General features: G+C 60.6%; 24 protein-coding genes. 13 read left to right on the top strand and 11 right to left on the bottom strand.

Annotation, left to right across the window (positions count from 1 at the left end; all coding sequences use genetic code 11):
* The 10 genes from QA646_RS17705 to QA646_RS17660 form a co-directional block, all read right to left on the bottom strand.
* Entirely contained in the window at window positions 1–294 is a 294-nt protein-coding gene (locus QA646_RS17705) for a type II toxin-antitoxin system RelE/ParE family toxin (RefSeq protein ID WP_283056678.1), read from the bottom strand.
* Window positions 282–566, bottom strand: a complete 285-nt coding sequence (locus QA646_RS17700; RefSeq protein WP_283056677.1) for a CopG family transcriptional regulator — start codon at window positions 564–566, stop codon at window positions 282–284. The genes QA646_RS17705 and QA646_RS17700 overlap by 13 nt, the downstream gene beginning before the upstream one ends.
* Window positions 567–654: 88 nt before the next feature.
* Entirely contained in the window at window positions 655–1,959 is a 1,305-nt protein-coding gene (pncB, locus tag QA646_RS17695) for a nicotinate phosphoribosyltransferase (protein WP_283056676.1), read from the bottom strand.
* 190 nt (window positions 1,960–2,149) lie between these two features.
* On the bottom strand, window positions 2,150–2,425 hold the full coding sequence (locus tag QA646_RS17690) for a hypothetical protein (protein ID WP_283056675.1): 276 nt from the start codon (window positions 2,423–2,425) through the stop codon (window positions 2,150–2,152).
* A gap of 77 nt (window positions 2,426–2,502) precedes the next feature.
* A complete protein-coding gene (locus QA646_RS17685) occupies window positions 2,503–3,462 on the bottom strand; it encodes a glyoxylate/hydroxypyruvate reductase A (protein WP_283056674.1) in 960 nt (319 codons plus the stop codon).
* A gap of 11 nt (window positions 3,463–3,473) precedes the next feature.
* Window positions 3,474–5,111 (bottom strand): ABC transporter ATP-binding protein, encoded by a 1,638-nt coding sequence (locus QA646_RS17680; RefSeq protein WP_283056673.1) that lies wholly within the window; start codon window positions 5,109–5,111, stop codon window positions 3,474–3,476.
* Window positions 5,108–6,262, bottom strand: a complete 1,155-nt coding sequence (locus tag QA646_RS17675) for an ABC transporter permease (RefSeq protein WP_283058908.1) — start codon at window positions 6,260–6,262, stop codon at window positions 5,108–5,110. The genes QA646_RS17680 and QA646_RS17675 overlap by 4 nt, the downstream gene beginning before the upstream one ends.
* Window positions 6,262–7,353, bottom strand: coding sequence for a microcin C ABC transporter permease YejB (locus QA646_RS17670; protein ID WP_283056672.1), 1,092 nt, complete (start codon window positions 7,351–7,353; stop codon window positions 6,262–6,264). Before QA646_RS17670 ends, QA646_RS17675 begins: the two co-directional genes overlap by 1 nt.
* A gap of 173 nt (window positions 7,354–7,526) precedes the next feature.
* Window positions 7,527–9,368 (bottom strand): extracellular solute-binding protein, encoded by a 1,842-nt coding sequence (locus tag QA646_RS17665; RefSeq protein WP_283056671.1) that lies wholly within the window; start codon window positions 9,366–9,368, stop codon window positions 7,527–7,529.
* 110 nt (window positions 9,369–9,478) lie between these two features.
* On the bottom strand, window positions 9,479–10,114 hold the full coding sequence (locus QA646_RS17660; RefSeq protein ID WP_283056670.1) for a TetR/AcrR family transcriptional regulator: 636 nt from the start codon (window positions 10,112–10,114) through the stop codon (window positions 9,479–9,481).
* Between the two features lie 36 nt (window positions 10,115–10,150).
* Here QA646_RS17660 and QA646_RS17655 point away from each other — a divergent pair, with 36 nt between their 5' ends.
* The 8 genes from QA646_RS17655 (at window position 10,151) to QA646_RS17620 (ending at window position 17,822) form a co-directional block, all read left to right on the top strand.
* A complete protein-coding gene (locus QA646_RS17655; RefSeq protein WP_283056669.1) occupies window positions 10,151–10,720 on the top strand; it encodes a hydrolase in 570 nt (189 codons plus the stop codon).
* Between the two features lie 144 nt (window positions 10,721–10,864).
* The gene (gene mepA / locus QA646_RS17650) at window positions 10,865–11,911 is read left to right on the top strand and encodes a penicillin-insensitive murein endopeptidase (protein WP_283056668.1); all 1,047 of its coding nucleotides are present in this window, start codon (window positions 10,865–10,867) and stop codon (window positions 11,909–11,911) included.
* A 118-nt stretch (window positions 11,912–12,029) separates the two neighbouring features.
* On the top strand, window positions 12,030–12,407 hold the full coding sequence (locus QA646_RS17645; RefSeq protein ID WP_283056667.1) for a methylglyoxal synthase: 378 nt from the start codon (window positions 12,030–12,032) through the stop codon (window positions 12,405–12,407).
* A gap of 31 nt (window positions 12,408–12,438) precedes the next feature.
* The gene (locus QA646_RS17640; RefSeq protein WP_283056666.1) at window positions 12,439–13,464 is read left to right on the top strand and encodes a glucokinase; all 1,026 of its coding nucleotides are present in this window, start codon (window positions 12,439–12,441) and stop codon (window positions 13,462–13,464) included.
* Between the two features lie 46 nt (window positions 13,465–13,510).
* Window positions 13,511–14,314: a class D beta-lactamase gene (blaOXA, locus tag QA646_RS17635; protein ID WP_283056665.1), complete on the top strand. Its 804-nt coding sequence runs from the start codon at window positions 13,511–13,513 to the stop codon at window positions 14,312–14,314.
* Between the two features lie 115 nt (window positions 14,315–14,429).
* A complete protein-coding gene (locus QA646_RS17630) occupies window positions 14,430–16,223 on the top strand; it encodes an ABC transporter ATP-binding protein (protein ID WP_283056664.1) in 1,794 nt (597 codons plus the stop codon).
* Between the two features lie 15 nt (window positions 16,224–16,238).
* Window positions 16,239–17,063, top strand: coding sequence for a 4-hydroxy-tetrahydrodipicolinate reductase (gene dapB, locus QA646_RS17625; protein WP_283056663.1), 825 nt, complete (start codon window positions 16,239–16,241; stop codon window positions 17,061–17,063).
* 123 nt (window positions 17,064–17,186) lie between these two features.
* Entirely contained in the window at window positions 17,187–17,822 is a 636-nt protein-coding gene (locus tag QA646_RS17620) for a 2,3-bisphosphoglycerate-dependent phosphoglycerate mutase (RefSeq protein ID WP_283056662.1), read from the top strand.
* Between the two features lie 209 nt (window positions 17,823–18,031).
* Here the strand turns inward: QA646_RS17620 and phnF are convergent, their stop codons facing one another.
* Window positions 18,032–18,766 (bottom strand): phosphonate metabolism transcriptional regulator PhnF, encoded by a 735-nt coding sequence (gene phnF / locus QA646_RS17615; protein ID WP_283058907.1) that lies wholly within the window; start codon window positions 18,764–18,766, stop codon window positions 18,032–18,034.
* A gap of 101 nt (window positions 18,767–18,867) precedes the next feature.
* Between phnF and phnG the strand changes: the two genes are divergently transcribed.
* From phnG to phnK, 5 genes are read left to right on the top strand one after another with little or no spacing between them, the layout of a single operon-like run.
* Window positions 18,868–19,347 carry a phosphonate C-P lyase system protein PhnG gene (gene phnG, locus QA646_RS17610; protein WP_283056661.1) on the top strand — a complete coding sequence of 160 codons (480 nt, stop codon included), beginning with the start codon at window positions 18,868–18,870 and terminating at the stop codon, window positions 19,345–19,347.
* The gene (phnH, locus tag QA646_RS17605; protein WP_283056660.1) at window positions 19,344–19,973 is read left to right on the top strand and encodes a phosphonate C-P lyase system protein PhnH; all 630 of its coding nucleotides are present in this window, start codon (window positions 19,344–19,346) and stop codon (window positions 19,971–19,973) included. Before phnG ends, phnH begins: the two co-directional genes overlap by 4 nt.
* 4 nt (window positions 19,974–19,977) lie before the next feature.
* Complete coding sequence (locus tag QA646_RS17600; protein WP_283056659.1) at window positions 19,978–21,087, top strand: carbon-phosphorus lyase complex subunit PhnI; 1,110 nt, start codon at window positions 19,978–19,980, stop codon at window positions 21,085–21,087.
* Window positions 21,084–21,965 (top strand): alpha-D-ribose 1-methylphosphonate 5-phosphate C-P-lyase PhnJ, encoded by an 882-nt coding sequence (locus QA646_RS17595; RefSeq protein WP_283056658.1) that lies wholly within the window; start codon window positions 21,084–21,086, stop codon window positions 21,963–21,965. The genes QA646_RS17600 and QA646_RS17595 overlap by 4 nt, the downstream gene beginning before the upstream one ends.
* Window positions 21,962–22,738, top strand: a complete 777-nt coding sequence (gene phnK, locus QA646_RS17590) for a phosphonate C-P lyase system protein PhnK (RefSeq protein ID WP_283056657.1) — start codon at window positions 21,962–21,964, stop codon at window positions 22,736–22,738. The genes QA646_RS17595 and phnK overlap by 4 nt, the downstream gene beginning before the upstream one ends.
* Window positions 22,739–22,742 lie beyond the last annotated feature (4 nt).

Below are 22,742 nucleotides of genomic sequence, written 5' to 3'. Positions count from 1 at the left end.
TTATTTGTAGCCATCTTCGCGGCCGTGGCGAATGGCGGCTATAAGGATTTCTTCGCCAATATATCGGTAGAGAACAACGTAGCCGTCACGCCCAAATCTGACGATAAGCTCTCGCAATCCTTGCTGCGAGTTCTCTACAGGCCGCCCCATGTCGGGCTGGTTCGACAGCATCCGGATTGTTTGAATAATCTTTGTTGACGCTTTTTTCGCAGCGGCAGCGTTTTTGGGCCGAAGAAATGTTCTCATCCGCTCAAGGTCGCGAAGAGCGCGCTGCGTCAACCTTACCGATGGCATTCAGGCGGGGCCTTCTCATCCTCATCGCCCCAAGTCTGCAACCATGCAATGACTTCATCGCCTGTCACATACAAGCCCGTCACCCCATACTCATCCAGGGAATGGCGCGCATCCTGCAATAGCGAGTCGCGCTTCTCTTCCCGCTCCACATATTGCTCGACAGCCTCCTTCAGCAACCGCTCTGGCCGGCGATGGCGGCTCGCGGCGAGCTTCTCAAGCCGTTCGTTCACGTCAGAATCAATTTCTACACTGGCCTTCAACGCGGGTGACATCGAATTCTCCGGAAATGGTCGATACCAACGATATAGTACCAGCCGTTTGCGTAAAGAACCATCGGCTGGTTCCCCGTCAAAGGCATGTCTACACCAGTACCTCTTGATCGACTCGATCCTCGGCGCCGAAGAATTTCAGATAGCGCTCGACCTCGGCGGGTTCGCCCGTTGCCTTCTGCGGATTGTCCGAAAGCTTGACGGCCGGGCGGCCGTTGGCTTCGATCACCTTGCAGACGATCGAGATCGGGTTGAGTCCATGGATTTCGGTGGGGGCGCAGCCGGCGAAATCATTGGTGAGGTTGGTGCCCCAGCCGAAGCTCATGCGCACGCGGCCCTCGAAATGCTTGTAGGTGGCGATGATCGCATCGACATCCAGACCGTCGGAGAAGATCAGAAGTTTCTGGCGCGGGTCGCGGCCCATCTTCTTCCACCATTCGATGATCTTCTCGCCGCCTTCGATCGGAGGCGCGCTGTCCGGGCGAAAACCGGTCCAGTCGGCCACCCATTCCGGTGCGTTGCGCAGGAATGAAGCTGTACCAAAGGCGTCGGGCAGAACCACCAACAGGTTGCCGCCGTAGAGGCGGTTCCAGTCGCGCAACACCTTGTAGGGCGCCTTGCCAAGCTCCTCATCGGTCTTGGCCAGTGCAGCCGCCACCATCGGCAGCTCGTGCGCGTTGGTGCCGACGGCCTCGAGATCGGAATCCATGGCGAGGAGGACATTGCTGGTGCCGGTGAAAGCATGGCTGACACCCTCCTTCAGCGCTTCCACGCACCAACGCTGCCAGAGGAAACTATGGCGTCGCCGAGTGCCGAAATCGGAAATACGCAGGTTCGGCAGCTCCCGCAGCCGCTCGACCTTTTCCCACATCTTCGCCTTGGCGCGCGCATAGAGAACATCGAGCGTAAAAGGACCCAGCGCCTTCAGCGCCGCCCGTGACCGGAGCTCGTTGATGATAGCGAGTGCCGGAATCTCCCACATAGTCGTTTCCTTCCACGATCCATGGAAGTCGAGAATATACTGCCCGTCGCGCTTCGAAAGCTCATACTCCGGAAGCTGGAAATTCGACAGCCAGGCCAGGAATTCCGGCTCGAAGATCTGGGCGCGGCCGTAGAAGCTGTTACCCGCCAGCCAGATCATCTCCTTCTTGGCAAGCCTGAGGGTGCGCGCATGATCGAGCTGTTCACGTAGCTCCTTCTCGTCGATCACGTCGGCGAGCCGGACGCTCTTCGTTCGGTTGATCAAGGAGAAGGTGGCGTCGACATCCGGATAAAGCTTCCAGATCATCTGCAGCATCAGAAGCTTATAGAAATCCGTATCGATCAGGCTGCGAATGATCGGATCGAGCTTCCAGGTATGGTTATAGACACGGGTGGCGATATCCGTCTTCGTCATCTCGTTCCTGCCCGTCTCCCTGCGCCCCGGACGTCATGCTTCGCGCCTCCAACTCGCTGGCGGCGGGTATAATGCTCTTCTTATCAAAAAATGTTGAGAGAAAGTCCAGTCGCTGAAAGAAAATTGATACCAAATCAAAACGCGCCGCCGGGAGATCGGCGCGTGTACTCAAGTTTCATTGGTGACTAATTCAATATGACTGAGGATTGCCTTGAGCCGGTGGTTTCGGCGCCGCGGTCTGGTTCTCAGTCGCGGTCACGGGCGCCGTGTGCGTGGCTTCGTAACTACCCCACAGTTCCACCAGAGCCCAGACGATCGCCGTCAGGGCAAGTGCGACAAGGAGCACCGCCAATATCCGGCGCCCCATGCGCCCCTGTTTGGCCTCGGTCGCAGGCAACTCCTTTTCCTCATGCAGGCGGCGATCAGAATTCTCCCAACGTGTATGGGTTTCCAGCTTCCGCGGCATGATAGCCTCCTTCCAATTTCGCCTCGTGGCGATGTTCTTTGGAAAACGGAGGCGGTGCTGGAAGGTTCCGAAACCGCTCAGTAGCCTCGGTTGCGATCCACCAGATATTGCAGGGGCTCGCCGCGTTCGAAGCGGGCGATCTGCTCTTCGACATGACGCATCAGCGAATATTCTTCGGAGACCGCCGCATCATGCGGGGTGATGACGACATTCTCCATGCCCCAGAGCGGGTCGTCCATCGGCAGCGGCTCGACATCGAAGACATCGAGCGACGCGCCACCGAGCACGCCGGTCTCGATCGCCGAGACGATATCGGCCTGAACCTGGCTCTTGCCGCGTCCGGCATTGATGAACACCGGCTTACCCAGGGCGCCGCCGCGGCGAAGTTTGGAAAAGAGCGCGCTATTATAAAGCCCCGTCGTCTCCGGTGTCAGCGGCAGCAGGCCGACGAGAATGTCGGTCCGCGCGAGAAAGGCATCGATCTCGCCGGCGTCGAACGTTTCCATGCCGTCGATGTGCTTTTTCTGCCGCGACCAGCCGATGACATGGAAGCCCATGGCCTTGAGTTTGGCGGCGGCATCAAGGCCGAGAATGCCGAGCCCCATGACGCCGACCGTGACTTCGCGCGCTTCCGGCGCCGGAAGATGACCCCAGACGCGCTTGCGCTGGTGCCTGAAGTGGCCGAAGACATCGCGCAGATGCATGAGGCATTGCAGCACGACCCATTCCGTCATGCGCACCGTCAAGCTGCGATCGACGAAGCGGACGATGGGAATGTCGGGCAGACCGGCGATATTCAACATGGAATCGACGCCGGCACCGCCGGAAAAGATGACCTTTAGGTTGGGAGCACGCTGAAAGAGATCGGCATCCGGCTTCCACAGAAGAGCATAATCGACATGGCTCAGATCCGCGTCTTTGTTGGCGGGATCGGCGAGATTGATGCTGCCGCGATCGGTGAAAGCGGTTTCAAGGGCCGCGGCGATGGCCTCAGGCGTGAATTTCAGATCGACGAGAACGGGGCTCTTGGCAGGCATGGCGATTGTCTTTATTGCTGGAGGGCGGCAGTGGGTACCGCCTCGATGTTGAAGGCGGCGGCGAGAAGCGCCTTGGTGTAATCCTCTTTGGGCGCGCGGAAAATCTCGGCTGACGAACCCTGCTCCACGACCTTGCCGAAGCGCATAACGATCAGGTCGTTTGCAAGCGCCTTTACGACCTTCAGATCATGGCTGATAAAGAGGTAGGCGAGGTCATGGCGCCGCTGCAGGTCGCGCAGCAGATCGACCACCTGGGCCTGCACGCTCATGTCGAGCGCCGAGGTCGGCTCATCCAGCATGACGAAACGTGGCTTCAGCACCATGGCACGGGCAATAGCGATGCGCTGTCGCTGGCCGCCGGAGAATTCATGCGGGAAGCGCCAGCGGGTCGAGGGATCGAGACCCACCTCTTCCAACGCCCAGCAGACGCGCTGATCGCGCTCTTCCGCAGACAGAAATTGCTCATGCACCTTGAGCCCCTCGGCAATGATTTCGCCGACCGACATACGCGGGCTCAGCGAGCCGTAGGGGTCCTGAAAGACGACCTGAAGCTGGTTTCGCAGCGGCCGCATCTCCTTGAAGGAATAATCCGCAATGTCCCTGCCGACAAAGCTGATGCGGCCTCTGGAGGAGATCAGGCGGGCGAGCGCCAGGCCGAGCGTCGTCTTGCCGGAGCCGGATTCACCGACGACGCCGAGCGTCTGGCCGGCCCTCAGCCTCAGATCGATGCCATCGACCGCCTTCACATGGTCGACCACCTTGCGCATCAGCCCGGCCTTGATCGGGAACCAGACCTTAATGTCGGAGCCTTCCATGACCACGGGCTTGCTGGTGTCGCCCACCGGCGGCTCGCCGCGCGGTTCGGCGGCGAGCAGATGCCGGGTGTACTCATGCCGTGGATTGGTGAAGACCGTCTCGACCGTGCCGGTTTCGACAATACGGCCCTTGGTCATGACGCAAACGCGATCGGCGAATTTGCGGACGATGCCGAGATCGTGGGTGATGAACAGCATCGACATGCCATGCGCGCCCTTGAGGTCGCGCAGCAACTGGAGGATCTGCGCCTGCACCGTCACGTCGAGCGCGGTCGTCGGCTCGTCGGCGATTAGAAGCTCCGGCCGGTTGGCGAGCGCCATGGCAATCATCACGCGCTGACGCTGACCGCCGGACAGTTCATGCGGATAGGCCTTGAGGCGCTTTTCCGGCTCGCGGATGCCGACCTGATTCAGGAGATCCAGTATGCGGACACGTGCTGCCTGGCCGGCCACGCCCTGGTGCAGCGCCAGGATTTCGCCGATCTGCTTTTCGATCGTATGGAGCGGATTGAGCGAGGTCATCGGCTCTTGGAAGATCATGGTAATGTCGTTGCCGCGCACGGCACGCAACTCGTTGTCGGACGCCTTCAGCAGGTCCTTGCCCTTGAACAGGATCTCGCCTGAGGGGTGGCTGGCGGAGGGATAAGGCAGCAGCTTCAGGATCGAGTTGGCCGAGACCGATTTGCCGGATCCGGATTCGCCGACCAGCGCCAAGACCTCGCCTTTGGCGATATCGAAGGAGATGCCATCGACCGCGGTCGAGGTTTGCCCGCCCTGGTGAAAGGCGACGGATAGATTGCGGACGGAAAGCAATGGAGTGGAGTTTCCGCTCATCGGAACGTCTTCCTCGGATCGAATGCATCGCGGACGGCCTCGCCGATGAAGATCAGAAGCGACAGCATGATCGACATGGTGAAGAAGGCGGAGAGGCCCAGCCAGGGGGCCTGCAGATTAGATTTGCCTTGGGCGATCATCTCGCCGAGCGAGGGCGAGCCTGGAGGCATGCCGAATCCTAAGAAATCCAGCGAGGTCAGAGTCGTGATCGAGCCGGAGAGAATGAAGGGCACGAAGGTCAGGGTCGCGACCATGGCGTTCGGCAACAGGTGGCGATACATGATGGTAATGTTGTTGACGCCGAGCGCACGGGCGGCACGCACGTATTCGAAATTGCGTGCCCGCAGGAATTCGGCACGCACGACGCCGACGAGGCCTACCCAGGAAAACAGAAGAAGGATGCCGAGAAGGATGAAGAAGCCGGGCGGCAGGACCGAGGCGATGATCAGCAGGATATAGAGCACCGGCATCGACGACCATATTTCGATGAAGCGCTGCAGGAGAAGGTCGGTCCAGCCGCCGAAATAACCTTGTATGGCACCGGCGGCAACGCCGACGACCGCCGAGCAGATGGTCAGCGCCAGGCCGAACAGCACCGAGATGCGGAAGCCGTAGATCATGCGCGCCAGCACATCGCGCGCCTGATCGTCCGTGCCCAGCCAGTTGAGATTGCTCAAAGTGCAATTCGGATCATCAACGCCCTTTTCATAGCCGGAGCAGCGCTTTTCCTTGCTCATCAGCCAGAAGGGCGGGGTCGGCGCCGACATTCCCTTTGGAAGGTTCGAATTGGCGGTCTGGTAGGAATAGTGGATTGGCGGCCAAATCATCCAGCCATTGGCATTGATCTCCTGATTGATATCCTCTGCGCGATAATCGGTCTGCGCCAGGAAGCCGCCGAACTTTTCCTCGGGGTAATCGACGAAGACAGGTGTCAGGATCTCGCCCTTATAGGAGATGAGGATCGGCCGGTCGTTGGCGATGAATTCCGCTCCGAGGCTCAGAACGAACAGGATCAGGAATAGCCAGAGGGACCAGTAGCCGCGGCGGTTCGCCTTGAAATTCTGCCAGCGGCGAATGTTGGTCGGGGAAAAAAGGCCTTTGCGCGGCGGCTTTACCACTGCCGGGGCCGTCGAATTGGTCGCAGCGTCCATCATACGTCCCTCCGCTCGAAATCGATGCGCGGGTCGATCCAGGTATAGATCAAGTCCGAGATCAGGCCGACGAACAAGCCAAGCAGCGAGAAGATATAGAGCGTTGCGAACACGATCGGATAATCACGCTGGACCACGGAGAGATAGCTGAGGCGGCCAAGGCCGTCGAGCGAGAAGATGTTCTCGATCAATAGCGAACCGGTGAAGAAGGCGGAGATGAAGGCACCGGGGAAACCGGCGATGACGATGAGCATGGCATTGCGGAAGACGTGGCCATAGAGCACGCGCCGCTCGCTCAAACCCTTGGCGCGGGCCGTGATGACATATTGCTTCTTGATTTCCTCGATGAAGGAATTCTTGGTGAGCAGCGTCGTCGTGGCGAAGGCGGCGAGCGAAAGCGAAATCAACGGCAGCACGAGATGCCAGAGATAATCGATGATCTTCTGCCACCAACTGAGATCGGCGAAATTGTCGGAGACGAGGCCGCGCAGCGGAAACCAATCGAAGAAGGAGCCGCCGGCGAAAAGCACGATCAGCATGATGCCGAAGAGAAAACTCGGAACGGCATAGCCGATGATGATGACGCCGGACGTCCAGACATCGAAGGTCGATCCGTCCTGTATCGCCTTACGGATGCCGAGCGGGATGGAGATGGCATAGGAGAAGATCAGGATCCAGATGCCGAGCGAGATCGATACGGGCAACTTCTGGCCGATGAGGTCGATCACCGTGGTATTGCGGAAGAAGCTTTCGCCGAAATCGAAGCGGATATAATTCCACATCATCTGGCCGAAGCGCTCGAGCGGCGGCTTGTCGAAGCCGAACTGCTTGTCGAGCTTGGCGATCAGCTCCGGATCAAGCCCCTGGGCGCCGCGATATTTCGAACTGCTGTCATCGACGCTCTGCTGGCCGAGCACATCGGTGCCGCCGGAAAGACGGCCATTGGCGTTGTCGGCCTGACCGGTCAACTGCGCAATGACCTGCTCGACGGGACCGCCGGGCGCGAACTGCACAATGGTGAAGGAGATCGCCATGATGCCGATGATGGTCGGGATCATCAGCAGCAGACGTCTGAGGATATAGGCGCCCATCAGCCCGTCACTCCCCCATCGAGGAATATGCCTGCTCTCGCCTCAATCCATCCGTCTTTCAAGTCGTTTGTTCCCTTCCGCCGGAATACAGCCGGCGCAGTCATTTCAGGCTGATATTGCCGAATCGGCATCGCGCATTTGGAGCCCAGCATGTTCATCATTGCAAGAGCCGCTCATTTGCCGGCGTTCTTCGACCACCATGTCTCCGGAAAGCCCATCGAGTATTCCGGCAGATTTGCGGAGTGTTCGAACTTGTCCCAATAGGCAATGTGGAAGCTCGTGGCATAGAACAATGGAACGACGTAGTGATGGGCGAGCAGAACGCGGTCGAGCGCCTTCGCCGCAGCATCTTTCTCTGCGACATCCTTGGCAAGAATGACCTTGGTGATCAGCGCATCGATGCCGGGATCGGCTATGCCGGCATAGTTACGCGAGCCTTGGCGATTGGCGGATGCCGAGCCCCACATGTCGATCTGTTCGTTGCCCGGATTGAGTGTCTGAGCCCAAACGGTCCAGATCATGTCATAGTCGAAGCTACGGACACGATTGATGTATTGCGATGAATCGACGGTTCGAACCCTTGCGTCGATGCCGATCTTCTTCAGGTTCTGCGCGTAGGGCAGCACCCATTTTTCAACAAATGGGCTGCCGAGGAGAATTTCGATGGAAAAGGGCTGTCCGGTCTTGGCGTTGACCATCTGGTTGCCCTTGATGACATAGCCCGCATCCTTGAGAAGCCCGATCGCTTTACGAAGATTGTCACGAGATTTCTGCGGATCGCCACCTACGGGATTGCTGTAGGGCGTCGTAAAGACCTCAGGCGGCACCTTGTCCTTGATCTCGTTCAGAATATTCAACTCCTCCCCCTGAGGCAGACCGGAGGAAGCGAGTTTGGTGCCGAAGAAATAGCTGTCGTCACGGTGATACACACCGTAGGCGACCGTGCGGTTGATCTCCTCGAAATCAAAGGCGTAGTTGAGCGCTTCGCGTACCCTTTGATCCTTGAACTGATCGCGGCGCATGTTTGGAACCAGCGCCTGCATCACGCCGGTCGCGCGCAGCGGATTGGGCACGTCTTCGCGCTTGATGCGGCCATCCTTGACTGCGGGGAAATCATAGCCCGTTACCCAGCGGCTGGCGCTATTGTCCTGCCAGAAATCGACATTGCCGCCGCGAAACCCTTCGAATTCCACATCGTCGTCGGCGTAATAGGCGTACGAGATCACTCCGAAATTGTTCTCGCCGACATTCACGGGCAAGTTCTTGGCCCAATAGTCGTCGCGGAGCTCATAGCGGATGGTCGAGCCCGGCGAGACGGCCGCGATCTTGTAGGGGCCAGAACCCATGACCGGCTCCAGCGTCGTGCGCGAAATGTCGCGCAGCTTGCCGTCCGGCCCGGTGCCTTCCCACCAATGTTTCGGCACGATGGGAAGAAGCTGTCCCAGAATGAACGGCAGTTCGCGATTGTTCTTCTCGTCGAACGTGAAGGTAACATCGCGGTCGCCAGTCTTTTCAGCCCGCGACACATGCGCGTAGTAGCTCGTCATGAACGGATTAAGTTCTTTAGCCTTTTCGAAGCTGAAGATCACATCTTCCGGAGTCACCGGGGTTCCGTCAGCCCATTTCGCCTCCGCCCGCAACCGGAACGTCGCATTCGATATGTCGTCAGGATAGGACACGCCTTCCGCCAGCAGCCCATAAGCCGAGGCGATTTCATCGTCGGCCGATTTCAGCAATGTATCGAAAACCAGTCCAATTCCGGTGACCGGATTGCCCTTCAGCAAAATGGGATTGAGCGTATCGAACGTACCGTTGCTTGAAAGCTTCAACTCGCCGCCCTTCGGTGCATCCGGATTGACGTAGTCGAAATGCTTGAAGCCGGGCTGGTATTTCAGATCACCGAGAATGGCCGTGCCAATACGGAACTGTAACTCGTCGGCGTTGGAGGGCGCCGGCAAGATCAGCAGGCAGAAAAGAGAAGCAACCAAGCCTGCTTTCAACCGCGACGATGCCATTCATGATCCTCTGATGCTTTGATGGGAATCAAGCATAGGCCAAATGAGGGCGAAAAGCAGGACGGAATTGCTCATCTTTTCGCAAACCGGCCGATTGCTGCTCCATGAAATCAGGCTTTTGCCGCAGCTTCTTCAAGACGCTTGCGCAGCATTAGGCGCAATTCGTGGACAAGACGCCGGTCGCCGGCCGCTTCCGGCTCGTTGGCGGCAACGACGGCAATACGCAGCAGTTCCAGAATGATCGCTGACATCAAGGCGACATCGTCCGTGATCGGCGGCTCGGCGCGCCGCAGGATAGAGGAAATCAGCTCCTTCAGCTCCGCCCGCGAACGCATCTTGCGGTCCTTCGGCACGTCGCGGCGGGCGGCAAGCACCGGAAATTCCGGAAACTCCTCGATGAAGGCACCGAGCCTGTCGAAGATCGCCTCGCCGCTATCGGCAGCCGAACGGCCGCCGCTCTTTTCCGCGATATCCTGAAGCACCGCTTTCAGCCGCTCCAGCCGATCGACATGCAGCGCTTCGGCAAGCAGTGGCTTGGTCGGAAAGAATTGATAGAGCGAGCCGATCGACGAGTGCGCTTCGGCGGCGATCTCCGTCATCGTCGCAGCGTCATAGCCCTTTTGAACGAAGATTTTTGCGGCCGTTTCCAGAAGCACGGCAACGCGGTCATGGCCGCGGCGGCGCTTCGGAATACGCGTTTGCGGCTCCCCACTTGATTTTTGCGAGGATTCCCTCATATTTGTCATTGTGAGGATACCCTCATATTTCTCCGGAGCCCCCTGATGCCTCTTTACGATCCCCAAACCACCGCACTTGTCTCCATCGATCTGCAGGGCCTGCTTCTCAGCCGCCCGCTCGCACCCCACCCTGCGCAACAGATCGTCGAGAATACCGCCGCCATCGCCAAAAAATTGAAAGCGGACGGCGGAACCACAGTCTTTGTGACCGTGGGATTTTCCGCGGACTATGCCGATGCTGTCAACCAGCCCGTCGACGAAACCTTCAGCTTTCCAGAGGGAGGTTTGCCGCCGACAGCTCTCGCCGCACCCGCCGAAATCGCAGCACTGACGCCCGATATCGCCATCGTTAAGCGCCAATGGAGCGCCTTTTATGGCACCGAACTCGATCTGCAACTGCGCCGCCGCGGCATCAAAACGCTGATCCTTACCGGCATCGCCACCAATTTCGGTGTCGAATCGACCGTTCGCGACGGCTATGCGGCCAATTATTCCATCATCGTCGCCGAGGACGCGGTGACGACCTTTTCGCAGGAAATGCACGTTTTTTCCTGCACCAAGGTGTTGCCACGGCTGTCGCGCATCCGCAAGACGGCGGAAATTCTGACTTCCTGATCATGCACTTAGCGGTCCGGGCAGGTGATTTGCGGCCGTTCATTAGGCTCGATCAATAAAACACGGATTCACCAAAATCGCTTTTCAAGGTAGATTCGCGCGCAAATCACCTCGGCCATCGCCGGCAGCTTCTTAGGGAACCACATGATTTCTGCCCTGGTTCGGACCCTCGATACGTTCAGCAAACTTTCCCTCGCCGCCATGATCGGCGCGGGTCTCATCAGCGGCGATGCGCTGGCGCAGCAGGCGGCCCCGACGCCCGGCAGCGCCAAGGCGATCTTCGGCGCCGTGACATTGCCGACGCAGGGACCACCGCAATCGATCGGCTTTTACGCCAAGGGCTGCCTTTCCGGCGCCGTGGCGCTGCCAGCCGACGGACCGACCTGGGAGGCGATGCGCCTGTCGCGCAACCGCCGCTGGGGCCGGCCGGAGATGATCGCACTGCTCGAGCGTCTGTCGCGCGACGCTGCCAAATATGACGGATGGCCGGGCATCCTGGTCGGCGACATCTCGCAGCCACGCGGCGGGCCGATGTTCAACGGTCATGCCTCACACCAGATCGGCCTCGACGCCGATGTGTGGCTGACGCCGATGCCTTCCCGCACGCTGACAACGGCCGAGCGCGAAACCCTGCCCTTCACCAGCATGCTGGCGAAGGACAAGTTCCTGACGATCAACGACAAGGTTTGGACGCCGGAGCATGCCCGCCTCCTGATGCGCGCCGCGAGCTACCCCGAAGTCGAACGCATCTTCGTCAATCCGGCGATCAAGAAGAAGATGTGCGACACATGGACCGGCGATCGCACCAATCTCGGCAAGCTGCGCCCGGAATATGGCCATGACTCGCATTTCCATATCCGCATCCGCTGCCCCTTAGGCTCGGTCGGCTGCACGCCTCAGGCACCCGTTGGCGCTGGCGATGGCTGCGACAAGTCCCTCGCCTGGTGGTTCACACCCGCACCCTGGGCCAAGCCGAAGCCTGGCGCGAAACCGCCGGCAAAGCCGCGCGAAGTCATGGTTTCCGATCTGCCGAAGGCGTGCCAAACCGTGCTGAATGAACCTTCCGTCGCCTCGGTTCGCGCCGCCACCTTCGGCGCAAAGGCCTCGGCGGTCAGCGCCACAACCGGCGCGATGCCGGTTTCCAGTGCCGATACGGGCAGCACACCGCCCGGCAACGTCCCGCAGCAGTAAAGCGGCTGGGCCGGTTCGACCGACTCCGTCCGTCTTTCAAAGGCCGTCTTTCAAAGGCCTGTCTCTTGGTATAGAAGGCAGATAAATCGATTAAAGTCTTGGGCGGAGCAGGAATTTCATGGCCGGCAAATGCATCGCGCTGATCGCGCATGATCAGAAAAAGGATGCAATGGCGGAATTTGCACGCCGCAACCAGAAGGCTCTCGCCGATTGGCATATCGTCGCCACGGGCACGACCGGCGGCCGGGTGCTCGATGTCTGCCCCGGCCTGAAGGTCACCCGTATGAAGAGCGGTCCGCTCGGCGGCGATCAGCAGATCGGAGCCATGATCGCCACAGGCGAGATCGATGTGCTCGTCTTCTTCATCGACCCAATGACTCCCCTGCCGCATGATGTCGACGTGAAGGCATTGACGCGGCTTGCCGTTCTCTATGACATTCCCATGGCTCTCAATGAAGCCACCGCAGAACGACTGATCAAAACACTGAACCATTAATCCGCCTCGGCGGCAGACCACGGACCTCGCCATGCCCAAGCTTACTCACAGCGAAGCCCCCTTGCCCTTTCCGATCCTGATCGGCGATATCGGCGGAACCAACGCACGTTTTTCAATCCTCGTCGACGCCTATGCCGAGCCGAAGCATTTCCCGAATGTCCATACCGCCGATTTCAAAACGATCGACGAGGCGATCCAGCAGGGCGTCCTCGACAAGACGGCCGTGCAGCCGCGTTCGGCGATCCTTGCCGTTGCGGCGCCGGTTCGCGGCGACGAAATTCCGCTGACCAATTGCGACTGGGTGATCCGCCCGAAGACGATGATTACCAATCTCGGCCTCGATGATGTACTGATCATCAATGATTTCGAGGCGCAGGCGCTGGCGATCGCCGGTGTTTCCGAGGAGCATCGCGAGACCATCGGTGAAACCTCTGAAGGCATGATCGCATCGCGCGCCGTACTCGGGCCGGGCACAGGCCTCGGCGTCGCAGGCCTCATTCATGCCCAGCATGCGTGGATTCCTGTGCCCGGCGAAGGTGGGCATATCGACCTCGGGCCGCGTAGCGCGCGCGATTTTCAGATCTGGCCGTACCTGGAGCCCATCGAGGGCCGCATCTCCGCCGAGCAGGTCCTTTGCGGCCGCGGCCTGCAGCATCTTTATCACGCGATCTGCAAGGCAGATGGCATCGAGCCTGTGTTGACGCAACCGGCTGATATCACCACCCATGCGCTTGCCGGCACCAACGTCCAGGCCGAAGAAACCGTGACGCTGTTCGTCACCTATCTCGGCCGCGTCGCGGGCGATATCGCCTTGATCTTCATGGCGCGCGGCGGCGTCTATCTTTCCGGCGGCATCTCGCAAAAAATCCTGCCGGCGCTGCAGAAGCCGGAATTCCGCGCCGCCTTCGAAGATAAGGCGCCGCATTCTGCGCTGCTGAAATTGATCCCGACGCATGTGGTCACCCACCCGCTCGCCGCACTGGCGGGCCTCTCGGGCTACGCCCGCATGCCGGCCAATTTCGGCCTGGCGACGGACGGCCGCCGCTGGCGGCGTTGACCAGGATAGAGCAACGCGTCGCCAGATGCCGTCGCGGGAGAACCAGATGAACTATCGCTTCCTTCCGCTGGCATTGCTTGCGGCCACGCTTTCGATCTCCACCGCTGATGCAAGAATCCTCTGCACGGTGGTAGCGAATGCGGCAGACGGAAAGGTGTTGTTGCAGCAAGGCGATTGCGCAACCCGCGTCACGCCGGCCTCCACCTTCAAGATCGCGATCAGCCTGATGGGCTTCGATTCTGGCTTCCTGAAGGATGAGCATACGCCACTGCTGCCTTATCGTAAGGGTTATGTCGATTGGCGCGGTGCCGAATGGCGCCAGCCGACGGACCCGGCTCGATGGATCAAATATTCGGTGGTCTGGTTCTCGCAGCAGGTGACGCACGCGCTTGGCACGGAACGGCTGCACGACTACGCCGTCAAGTTCCACTACGGCAATGCCGACGTCTCCGGCGACCCCGGAAAGAACAATGGGCTGGACCGTTCCTGGATTGGCTCCTCGCTGAAGATTTCCCCGCTCGAACAGGTCGCCTTTCTCGGAAAGCTGGTGACCCGACGACTGCCCGTGAGCCCGCAGGCTTTCGACATGACGGAGCGCATCACCGAAGTTGCGGCCCTGCCCAACGGTTGGGATATTCACGGCAAGACCGGCTCATCTCGTCCGGGAGGAGCCAACGATAAGGCCTACCCCTATGGATGGTTCGTCGGATGGGCGGTGAAGGGCGATCGCAAGCTCGTTTTCGCACGGCTCACCCAGGACGAAAAGAAGGAGCAGGGAGCAACGGGCGCAAGGACACGCGACGCTTTTTTGGTGGAGCTGCCTTCCCTTATAATGAGCTTGGCTCCATGACCTGCTTTAACCAGTGCAACAGGCCATATCTAGCCAAAGTCGTCCCAACTCTTTATAGACCCGCGAAAGCACGTGCCATATGCGGCTCGCTTGGTTTGAGACAGGAAGCCGATTTTTGAAATCGCCCGACACCAAAAACAACAGCGTCGACAGCGAAGCCATTACCGGCGTGCTGAAGCGCATCATTGCCGAGAACGGCCGTGATCACATTTGGGGCTACGCCATCGCCATCATCTGCCTGATCCTTGTGGCAGCATCGACGGCCTATATCGCCTACATCATGAAGCTAGTCATCAACGAGGCTTTCGTCGAGCGTCGCGCCGAAGTCGTCTGGGTGATCTGCTCAAGCATCTTCGTCGCTTTCGTGGTGCGTGGTTTCGCCGGCTATTTCCAATCGGTCATTCTGTCCAAGATCGGCAACAATATCATCGCCCGCTATCAGCGCCGGCTCTATTCGCACCTGATGACACTGTCGGTCGGCTTCTTCAGCGAGGCCCGTTCCGCCCAGATCGCCGCACGGGTGAGTCAGAACGTTTCCGGCATCCGCGACGTGATGAACCTGACCATCACGTCCACGGCGCGAGACCTTCTGACCTTTATTTTCTTGCTCGGCGTCATGATCATTCAGGACCCGTTGCTGAGCCTCGCCGTCTTCGCCGTGGCGCCGCCGCTGTTCCTGGCGCTGCGCTATGTCTCCAAGCGTTTGCGTGCCGCAACGCGTGAAGCGGTCAATCTGAATAGCCACGTCCTCGGTGCAATGCAGGAGACCATCCAGGGCATTTCCATCGTCAAAGCTTTCACGATGGAAAACGAGCTGGAGCGCAAGATCAACAAGCTGATCACGGCAGCCGAACACCGGCAGAACCGCATCGCTCGCCTTTCCGAGCGCAATGGGCCGCTGACGGAAAGCTTTGCGGGCTTTGCGATCGCGAGCGTGTTTGCCTACGCCGCCTATCGTTCGATCTACTACAATGTGCAGCCGGGCGCCTTCTTCTCCTTCGCGACCTCCCTTCTCCTCGCTTACGATCCGGCCCGCCGCCTGGCCAAGTTACAGGTGCAGTTGGAGCGCGCCGTCGTCAATGCGCGCATGATCTACGAATTGCTCGACATGGAGCCGCGTCAGCGCGACATGGCCAATGCCAAGCCGCTTGCCGTCAGCGAGGCCCGGATCGAGTTTCGCGACGTTCACTTCGCCTATGGCGACGAGGCGGTTCTATCCGGAGTGAGTTTCGTGGCCGAGGGCGGCGAGACGACAGCACTGGTCGGCCCTTCCGGCGCCGGCAAGTCCACCGTCATCAATCTCATCCCGCGCTTCTACGATCCCAAAGCCGGCAGCATCTTCATCGACGGGCAGGATATAGCGCATGTCACGAAGCAGTCGCTGCGCGAACAGCTCGCCTATGTTTCGCAGCAGCCCTACCTCTTCGAGGGTACGATCCGCGACAATATTCGCTATGGCCGCCCAGAGGCGACGGATGCTGAAATCGAAGAGGCCGCAAGGCTCGCCTATGCCCACGACTTTATCCAGGCGCAGCCGCAGGGCTATGACACGCCGGTCGGTGAAAACGGCGTGACGCTTTCCGGCGGCCAGCGCCAGCGCCTGTCGATCGCCCGCGCGCTGGTGCGCAACGCGCCCATCCTGCTTCTGGACGAAGCGACCTCGGCGCTCGATACCGAGTCGGAAGCAGCCGTGCAGAAGGCGCTGGACGAAGCCATGAGCGGCCGCACCGTTGTCGTCATCGCCCATCGCCTGTCGACGGTCGTGCGCGCGGAGAAGATCATTGTCATGCAGAACGGCCGCGTCGTCGAAGAGGGCAACCACGAGACGCTTGCGACGGCCGACAATGGCCTTTACGCTCGCCTCAACAACCTGCAGCGGCCGGCCGTTTCCGGCACTTCCCGTAAATGAGACGATAGAGAAGACATGAGCGACGATGCGATGAAGCTGGTGGTGGTGGGCGCGGCCGGACGCATGGGACAGGCCCTGATCCGCATGATCCACGCCACGGAAGGCGCCACCCTGCATGCCGCTGTCGCACGTCCAGGCTCCGCTTTCATCGGCAAGGATGCCGGCGAAATTGCCGGGCTTGGGCCGATCGGCGTTCCCGTCACCGACGATCCGCTTTCAGCCTTCCTGCATGCCGAAGGCGTGATCGACTTCACCACGCCGGCAACCAGCGTCACCTTTGCAGGCCTCGCCGCCCAGGCACGCATCGTCCACATCATCGGCACGACCGGCTGCTCGGCGGAAGACGAAGCCAAGTTCAAGGCGGCCTCCCGTCACGCCCGCATCGTAAAATCGGGCAATATGGGCCTCGGCATCAACCTCTTGAGCGTCCTTGTCGAGCAGGCGGCGCGCGCGCTCCCGCCAGCCGATTGGGACATCGAAGTGCTGGAGATGCACCACAAGCACAAGGTCGACGCCCCCTCCGGCACGGCGCTCCTGCTTGGCCAGGCAGCGGCAAAGGGCCGAGGCATCGATCTCGACGATCATTCCGTGCGCGTGCGCGACGGCCATACCGGTCCGCGGCCGGCAGGCGCCATCGGTTTCGCCACGCTGCGCGGCGGCGGCGTCATCGGCGACCACTCCGTCATTTTCGCCGGCGAAGGCGAACGCCTGACACTGTCTCACAGCGCCGGCGACCGCTCGCTGTTTGCCCGCGGCGCGCTTCAGGCCGCGCTCTGGGCGCGCGACAAGAAACCCGGCCTTTATTCCATGCTCGACGTTCTCGGGCTTTCCACACGCTGATCCCATCCTGGAGCGGTTCAGCATGAAGCTGCTGAACCGCTCCAACCTTTTGTTCTCACGCAATTCCGGACGGAAACCCGCTAGGCACTTTTCCTGGAATTGCTCTATCAAGGAGGAATATCTATGAGCGGTACTCTCGTCCTCGTTCGCCATGGGCAGAGCGACTGGAATTTGAAGAATCTTTTTACCGGCTGGAAGGATCCTGACCTCACCGAACTTGGCATCCAAGAAGCCAAGACCGGCGGCAAGGCACTCGCCGATTACGGCATTAAATACGACGTCGCCTTCACCTCGGCGCTGACGCGCGCCCAGCACACGCTGAAGATCATCCTCGATGAAGTCGGCCAGCCCGGTCTCGAAACCATCAGGGATCAGGCGCTGAACGAGCGCGACTACGGCGATCTCTCGGGCCTGAACAAGGACGACGCCCGTGCCAAGTGGGGCGAAGAGCAGGTGCACATCTGGCGCCGCTCCTACGACGTCCCGCCTCCCGGCGGCGAGAGCCTGCGCGACACCGGCGCCCGCGTCTGGCCTTATTACCTCACGGAAATCCTGCCGCGCGTGCTCGCCGGCCAGAAGGTACTGGTCGCCGCTCACGGCAATTCGCTGCGTTCGCTGGTCATGGTCCTCGATCGGCTCAGCAAGGAACAGATCCTGTCGCTCAACCTCGCGACCGGCGTGCCGATGGTCTACAAGCTCAAAGCCGACTCCACCGTCGCTTCCAAGGAAGTGCTCGGCGATATGTCCGGCGCGCATTGAGCGGCGTCTAACTAATTATCTCCGAAAAGCCCCTCACCCTAGCCCTCTCCCGTTTTACGGGGAGAGGGGACGACCTTCGTACCCTCGTCTCGACAGGTTAATAGAGGGAAGGCTGTAGGATCGCCCATCCCCTTCTCCCCGTCAAAACGGGGAGAAGGTGGCCGCCCTTCGACAAGCTCAGGGGGCCGGATGAGGGGCCGAGCCTCACCTCAATTCTCGACGGTGAAACGCACCCTATCGGCGGCGAAGCGGGAAATCGAGTATTGCACCGGAATATTGTCGAGATCCGCATTGAGCGCCTGGGCGACCAGTACGATGGCGCCAGGCGATAGTTGCAGATCGGCCAGATCGCCTTCGTCGGCATGCGTCGCGGTGATCTCGGTGACGACGCGCACATAATCCAGTACGCCAAGCTCGCGAAATGCCTTGGTGATCGATCCGGTCGCTCGATAAATCTCGGCGATAGCGCCGAAGCGATCGGCCGGGAACCAGCTTGTGGCGCGCGAAACCGGGCGGTGATCCGCTTGACCGAGGGTTTCCAGGCGCACCAGCCGGGTACCGGACTTGACCTTGAGCTGCCGGGCCACTTCCGGACTCGCGGCCTCTTCGCTGGTCGCAAGAAGGACGCTACGGGTCTCGCGCACCTGATCGCCAATCCCTTGCGAAAATCGCGTCCGCTTCGAAATCGGGAAGCTCAGGCGCTCCTTCCGCTCGATCAGCGTGCCGCGCCCCTGCACGGCCCTGACGATGCCTTCCTGCGCCAATGCTGCAAGCGCGCTTCGGATCGTGTGGCGGTTGACGCCGAACTGTAGTGCCAGCACCGTTTCCGGCGGCACCATGCCCGTATCGTCAAAATCGCCGTGGTTGATCGATGTGCGAATACGGTCGGCAATCTGCCGCCAGAGCGCCACGCCCGTCTGTCTTTGTACCTTCTGCCCCGCCATATCGCCGCTTGCCAATGTCACACGCTTGTCACGTCTCGCTAATAAATATAAAACTACCTTGTATAGTTGTCTATATCAATAGACATTTTGGGGACGACACGATGAATGCAGCACAGAGGCAAGAGGCTGCGGCGCAGGAGCGCCGGGAACGCAAGCGCGCCGCCGATCTTTTGGCGCGGGCCGAACGCGACGAGCTTGACGCGGCCTGGGAAGCACTCCCCGAAAAACCCGTAGTCCAGCCTGTACGAGGTCCGGAAACCGGGCTCGTCATGGTGCGCGGGCGCATCGGCGGCGGCGGTTCACCCTTCAATCTCGGCGAAGTTACCGTGACGCGCGCCACCGTCAAGCTGGCCTCGGGTGCGATCGGCCATGCGCATGCGCTCGGCACCGACCGCGAAAAGGTGCGGCTTGCGGCGATTTTCGATGCGCTCTGGCATCAGCCGGCCACCAAGGAATTCGTGGAAAAGGCGATCCTACTTCCGGTTACCGATCGGATTGCCGAATACGACCGCAAACGCGCCGAGGAAACGGCTGCCACCCGCGTCGATTTCTTCACCATGGTCCGCGGAGAAGACAAATGAGCCTTTCCACCCCTTCCATGACAGCCGGCAACGAGGCGCTGACCGGCGGCTTTGCCGATCCGGTGTTCGACGCCCAGAGCGTCTTCAAGATGATGATGGATGCCATGGCGCGGCCGGGCATCGTCCAGACGGTCACCTCCGATATCGCTCCGCCCGCCCCGCTCGGCATCGCGGCCGGCGCGATCGGCCTTACGCTTTGCGATCATGATACGCCAGTCTGGCTGTCGACCGGTCTCGCCAAATCGGCCATGCCGGCGTGGCTGAGCTTTCACACCGGCACATCGGTGACACCGGAAAGGATCGAAGCGCGTTTTGCCTTCGTCGAGGCCGGCATGGCGCTCTCCTCCTTCAACCAGTTCGCCGTCGGCACGCAGGAATATCCCGACCGCTCGACGACGCTGGTGCTGGAAATCGCAGCCCTCGAGGGCGGCAAGGAACTGGCGCTCTCCGGTCCCGGCATTGCCGGTATTCGCACGATCGCGCCGATCGGCCTGCCCGATACGTTCCTGCGCATCTGGAACGACAATCGCGCGCTTTTCCCGCGCGGCGTCGATCTCGTTCTGACGGCGGAACGGCAATTCCTTTGCCTGCCGCGCACCACCAAGATCATCGCGACGGAGATGTGACGCAATGTATGTTGCCGTTAAAGGCGGCGAAGCCGCCATCGCCAATGCTCACCGGTTGCTCGCCGATCGCCGCCGCGGCGATCGTTCGCTGCCGGCCATCGGCATCGACCAGATCGTCGCGCAACTGGCGCTCGCCGTCGACCGCGTCATGGCCGAAGCCTCGCTTTATGACCGCACGCTGGCCGCGCTTGCCGTGCGCCAGGCGCGCGGCGACATGATCGAAGCGATCTTCCTGCTGCGTGCCTATCGCACGACGCTGCCGCGCTTTGGCTATTCCCAGCCGCTGGATACCTCGGCGATGAAGATCGAACGCCGCATCTCGGCGACATATAAGGATTTGCCGGGCGGCCAGCTTCTCGGCCCCACCTTTGACTATACGCACCGCCTGCTCGACCCGAGCCTGCTCACGGATACGCCGGTGGACGAGCCCATGCAGCGGTCGGCCGAAGAAGGCCGCGTGATGCGCGTCTCCGAAATCCTGAGCCAGGAAGGGCTGATCGAAGGCGATGGCGAGATGCCGATCGACCATGAGACCGGCGACCTGACGCGCGAGCCGATGGAATTTCCGATGACCCGCGATCTGCGCTTGCAGGCGCTGGCCCGCGGCGACGAAGGTTTCCTGCTCGCGCTCGGCTATTCGACCCAGCGCGGCTATGGCCGCACCCATCCCTTCACCGGCGAAATCCGTATCGGCGAAGTGGAGGTTGAGCTGGACGTGCCGGAACTCGGTTTCGCCGTTTCGCTGGGCAGCATTCAGGTGACCGAATGCCAGATGGTCAACCAGTTCAAGGGTTCGGCAAAGGCGCCGCCGCAGTTTACCCGCGGCTATGGCCTGGTTTTCGGCCAGAGCGAACGCAAGGCCATGGCGATGTCGCTGGTCGACCGGGCGCTCCGCGCCGACGAACTCGGCGAGGATATCGTCGCACCCGCCCAGGACGAGGAATTCGTCATCTCCCATTCCGACAACGTGCAGGCGACCGGCTTCGTCGAACATCTGAAGCTGCCGCATTATGTCGACTTCCAGGCCGAACTCGACCTGGTGCGCCGCATGCGCCGCGACTTCGAGAATGCACAAAATGCAGGCAAGGATCCCCTCACGGAGGCTGCCGAATGACCGAACTCGCTACCTATAATTTCGCCTATCTCGACGAACAGACCAAGCGGATGATCCGCCGCGCCATTTTGAAGGCGATCGCCATTCCCGGCTATCAGGTGCCATTCGCCTCGCGCGAAATGCCGATGCCCTATGGCTGGGGCACCGGCGGCGTGCAATTGACCGCCGCGATCATCGGGCCGGACGATGTCCTCAAGGTCATCGACCAGGGCGCCGACGACACGACCAATGCCGTCTCTATCCGCGCCTTCTTCCAGAAGGTGGCGAATGTTGCCGTCACCACCCGCACGGACGAAGCAACCATCATCCAGACGCGCCACCGCATCCCGGAAGGCAAGCTCGGACCCAACCAGGTTTTGGTCTATCAGGTGCCGATTCCGGAACCGCTGCGTTTTCTGGAGCCGCGCGAGACCGAGACCCGCAAGATGCATGCGCTCGAGGAATACGGCCTCATACATGTGAAGCTCTATGAGGACATCGCCCGCAATGGCCATATCGCCACGACCTACGCCTATCCCGTGAAGGTCGCCGGCCGTTACGTGATGGACCCGTCGCCGACACCGAAATTCGACAATCCGAAAATGCACATGTCGGATGCGCTGCAGCTCTTCGGCGCCGGCCGCGAGAAGCGCATCTATGCCGTGCCGCCCTATACTGAAGTCGTCAGCCTTGATTTCGAGGATCATCCCTTCGAAGTGCAGCGCTTCGACAAACCCTGTGCTCTCTGCGGTGCCGAGCAGGTCTATCTCGACGAAGTGATCCTCGATGACAAGGGCGGGCGGATGTTCGTCTGCTCCGACACTGATTTCTGCGAAGACCGCCGCGCCCATGGCCATGTGGGCACGATGCTGGCACCCAACCAGGAGGCCGCCGAATGAGCGACACGCCACTCCTCAAGGTCAAGGATATCTCGAAATTCTACGGCAGCCGCATCGGTTGCCGCAACGTGTCCTTCGATCTCTGGCCCGGTGAAGTGCTGGCAATCGTCGGCGAATCCGGCTCCGGCAAGACGACGCTGCTCAATTGCATTTCGACCCGGCTACTGCCGACCACCGGCAGCGTCGAATACCATATGCGCGACGAGACCTATCGCGAGCTTTTCCGCATGAACGAGGCCGAACGGCGCTTCCTGATGCGTACCGACTGGGGATTTGTTCACCAGAACCCGGCCGATGGCCTGCGCATGACGGTTTCTGCCGGCGCCAATGTCGGCGAGCGGCTGATGGCGATCGGCAACCGGCACTACGGCAATATCCGCAATACTGCCATCGACTGGCTGGAGCGCGTGGAAATCGATGCCGACCGCATCGACGATCAGCCGCGCGCCTTCTCAGGCGGCATGCGCCAGCGCCTGCAGATCGCCCGCAATCTGGTGACCGGCCCCCGCCTCGTCTTCATGGACGAGCCGACCGGCGGCCTCGACGTTTCCGTGCAAGCCCGCCTGCTCGACCTCGTCCGCGGCCTCGTCAACGATCTCGGTCTGTCGGCCGTTATCGTCACGCATGACCTCGCCGTCGCCCGCCTGCTGTCGCACCGCATGATGGTGATGAAGGACGGGGTGGTGATCGAGCATGGTCTCACCGATCGCGTGCTCGACGATCCGCGCGAGCCCTATACGCAACTGCTCGTCTCCTCGATCCTGCAGGTTTAAAGCC

Source organism: Rhizobium sp. CB3090 (assembly GCF_029714285.1).
Lineage (GTDB): Bacteria > Pseudomonadota > Alphaproteobacteria > Rhizobiales > Rhizobiaceae > Rhizobium.
Note: the sequence above shows the minus strand (reverse complement) of the source record. Positions and strands in the feature narration are given on the sequence as shown.

Excerpts from the sequence above, each read along its gene's own strand:
- QA646_RS17640 (WP_283056666.1), top strand. The coding sequence starts at position 12,439 with ATGCCCAAGCTTACTCACAGCGAAGCCCCCTTGCCCTTTCCGATCCTG.
- QA646_RS17620 (WP_283056662.1), top strand. The coding sequence starts at position 17,187 with ATGAGCGGTACTCTCGTCCTCGTTCGCCATGGGCAGAGCGACTGGAAT.
- mepA (WP_283056668.1), top strand. The coding sequence starts at position 10,865 with ATGATTTCTGCCCTGGTTCGGACCCTCGATACGTTCAGCAAACTTTCC.
- QA646_RS17690 (WP_283056675.1), bottom strand. The coding sequence starts at position 2,425 with ATGCCGCGGAAGCTGGAAACCCATACACGTTGGGAGAATTCTGATCGC.
- phnH (WP_283056660.1), top strand. The coding sequence starts at position 19,344 with ATGAGCCTTTCCACCCCTTCCATGACAGCCGGCAACGAGGCGCTGACC.
- QA646_RS17660 (WP_283056670.1), bottom strand. The coding sequence starts at position 10,114 with ATGACAAATATGAGGGAATCCTCGCAAAAATCAAGTGGGGAGCCGCAA.
- phnK (WP_283056657.1), top strand. The coding sequence starts at position 21,962 with ATGAGCGACACGCCACTCCTCAAGGTCAAGGATATCTCGAAATTCTAC.
- QA646_RS17675 (WP_283058908.1), bottom strand. The coding sequence starts at position 6,262 with ATGGACGCTGCGACCAATTCGACGGCCCCGGCAGTGGTAAAGCCGCCG.
- QA646_RS17705 (WP_283056678.1), bottom strand. The coding sequence starts at position 294 with ATGCCATCGGTAAGGTTGACGCAGCGCGCTCTTCGCGACCTTGAGCGG.
- QA646_RS17685 (WP_283056674.1), bottom strand. The coding sequence starts at position 3,462 with ATGCCTGCCAAGAGCCCCGTTCTCGTCGATCTGAAATTCACGCCTGAG.
- QA646_RS17655 (WP_283056669.1), top strand. The coding sequence starts at position 10,151 with ATGCCTCTTTACGATCCCCAAACCACCGCACTTGTCTCCATCGATCTG.
- QA646_RS17595 (WP_283056658.1), top strand. The coding sequence starts at position 21,084 with ATGACCGAACTCGCTACCTATAATTTCGCCTATCTCGACGAACAGACC.
- QA646_RS17600 (WP_283056659.1), top strand. The coding sequence starts at position 19,978 with ATGTATGTTGCCGTTAAAGGCGGCGAAGCCGCCATCGCCAATGCTCAC.
- phnF (WP_283058907.1), bottom strand. The coding sequence starts at position 18,766 with ATGGCGGGGCAGAAGGTACAAAGACAGACGGGCGTGGCGCTCTGGCGG.
- pncB (WP_283056676.1), bottom strand. The coding sequence starts at position 1,959 with ATGACGAAGACGGATATCGCCACCCGTGTCTATAACCATACCTGGAAG.
- blaOXA (WP_283056665.1), top strand. The coding sequence starts at position 13,511 with ATGAACTATCGCTTCCTTCCGCTGGCATTGCTTGCGGCCACGCTTTCG.
- dapB (WP_283056663.1), top strand. The coding sequence starts at position 16,239 with ATGAGCGACGATGCGATGAAGCTGGTGGTGGTGGGCGCGGCCGGACGC.
- QA646_RS17680 (WP_283056673.1), bottom strand. The coding sequence starts at position 5,111 with ATGAGCGGAAACTCCACTCCATTGCTTTCCGTCCGCAATCTATCCGTC.
- QA646_RS17645 (WP_283056667.1), top strand. The coding sequence starts at position 12,030 with ATGGCCGGCAAATGCATCGCGCTGATCGCGCATGATCAGAAAAAGGAT.
- QA646_RS17670 (WP_283056672.1), bottom strand. The coding sequence starts at position 7,353 with ATGGGCGCCTATATCCTCAGACGTCTGCTGCTGATGATCCCGACCATC.
- QA646_RS17665 (WP_283056671.1), bottom strand. The coding sequence starts at position 9,368 with ATGGCATCGTCGCGGTTGAAAGCAGGCTTGGTTGCTTCTCTTTTCTGC.
- QA646_RS17700 (WP_283056677.1), bottom strand. The coding sequence starts at position 566 with ATGTCACCCGCGTTGAAGGCCAGTGTAGAAATTGATTCTGACGTGAAC.
- phnG (WP_283056661.1), top strand. The coding sequence starts at position 18,868 with ATGAATGCAGCACAGAGGCAAGAGGCTGCGGCGCAGGAGCGCCGGGAA.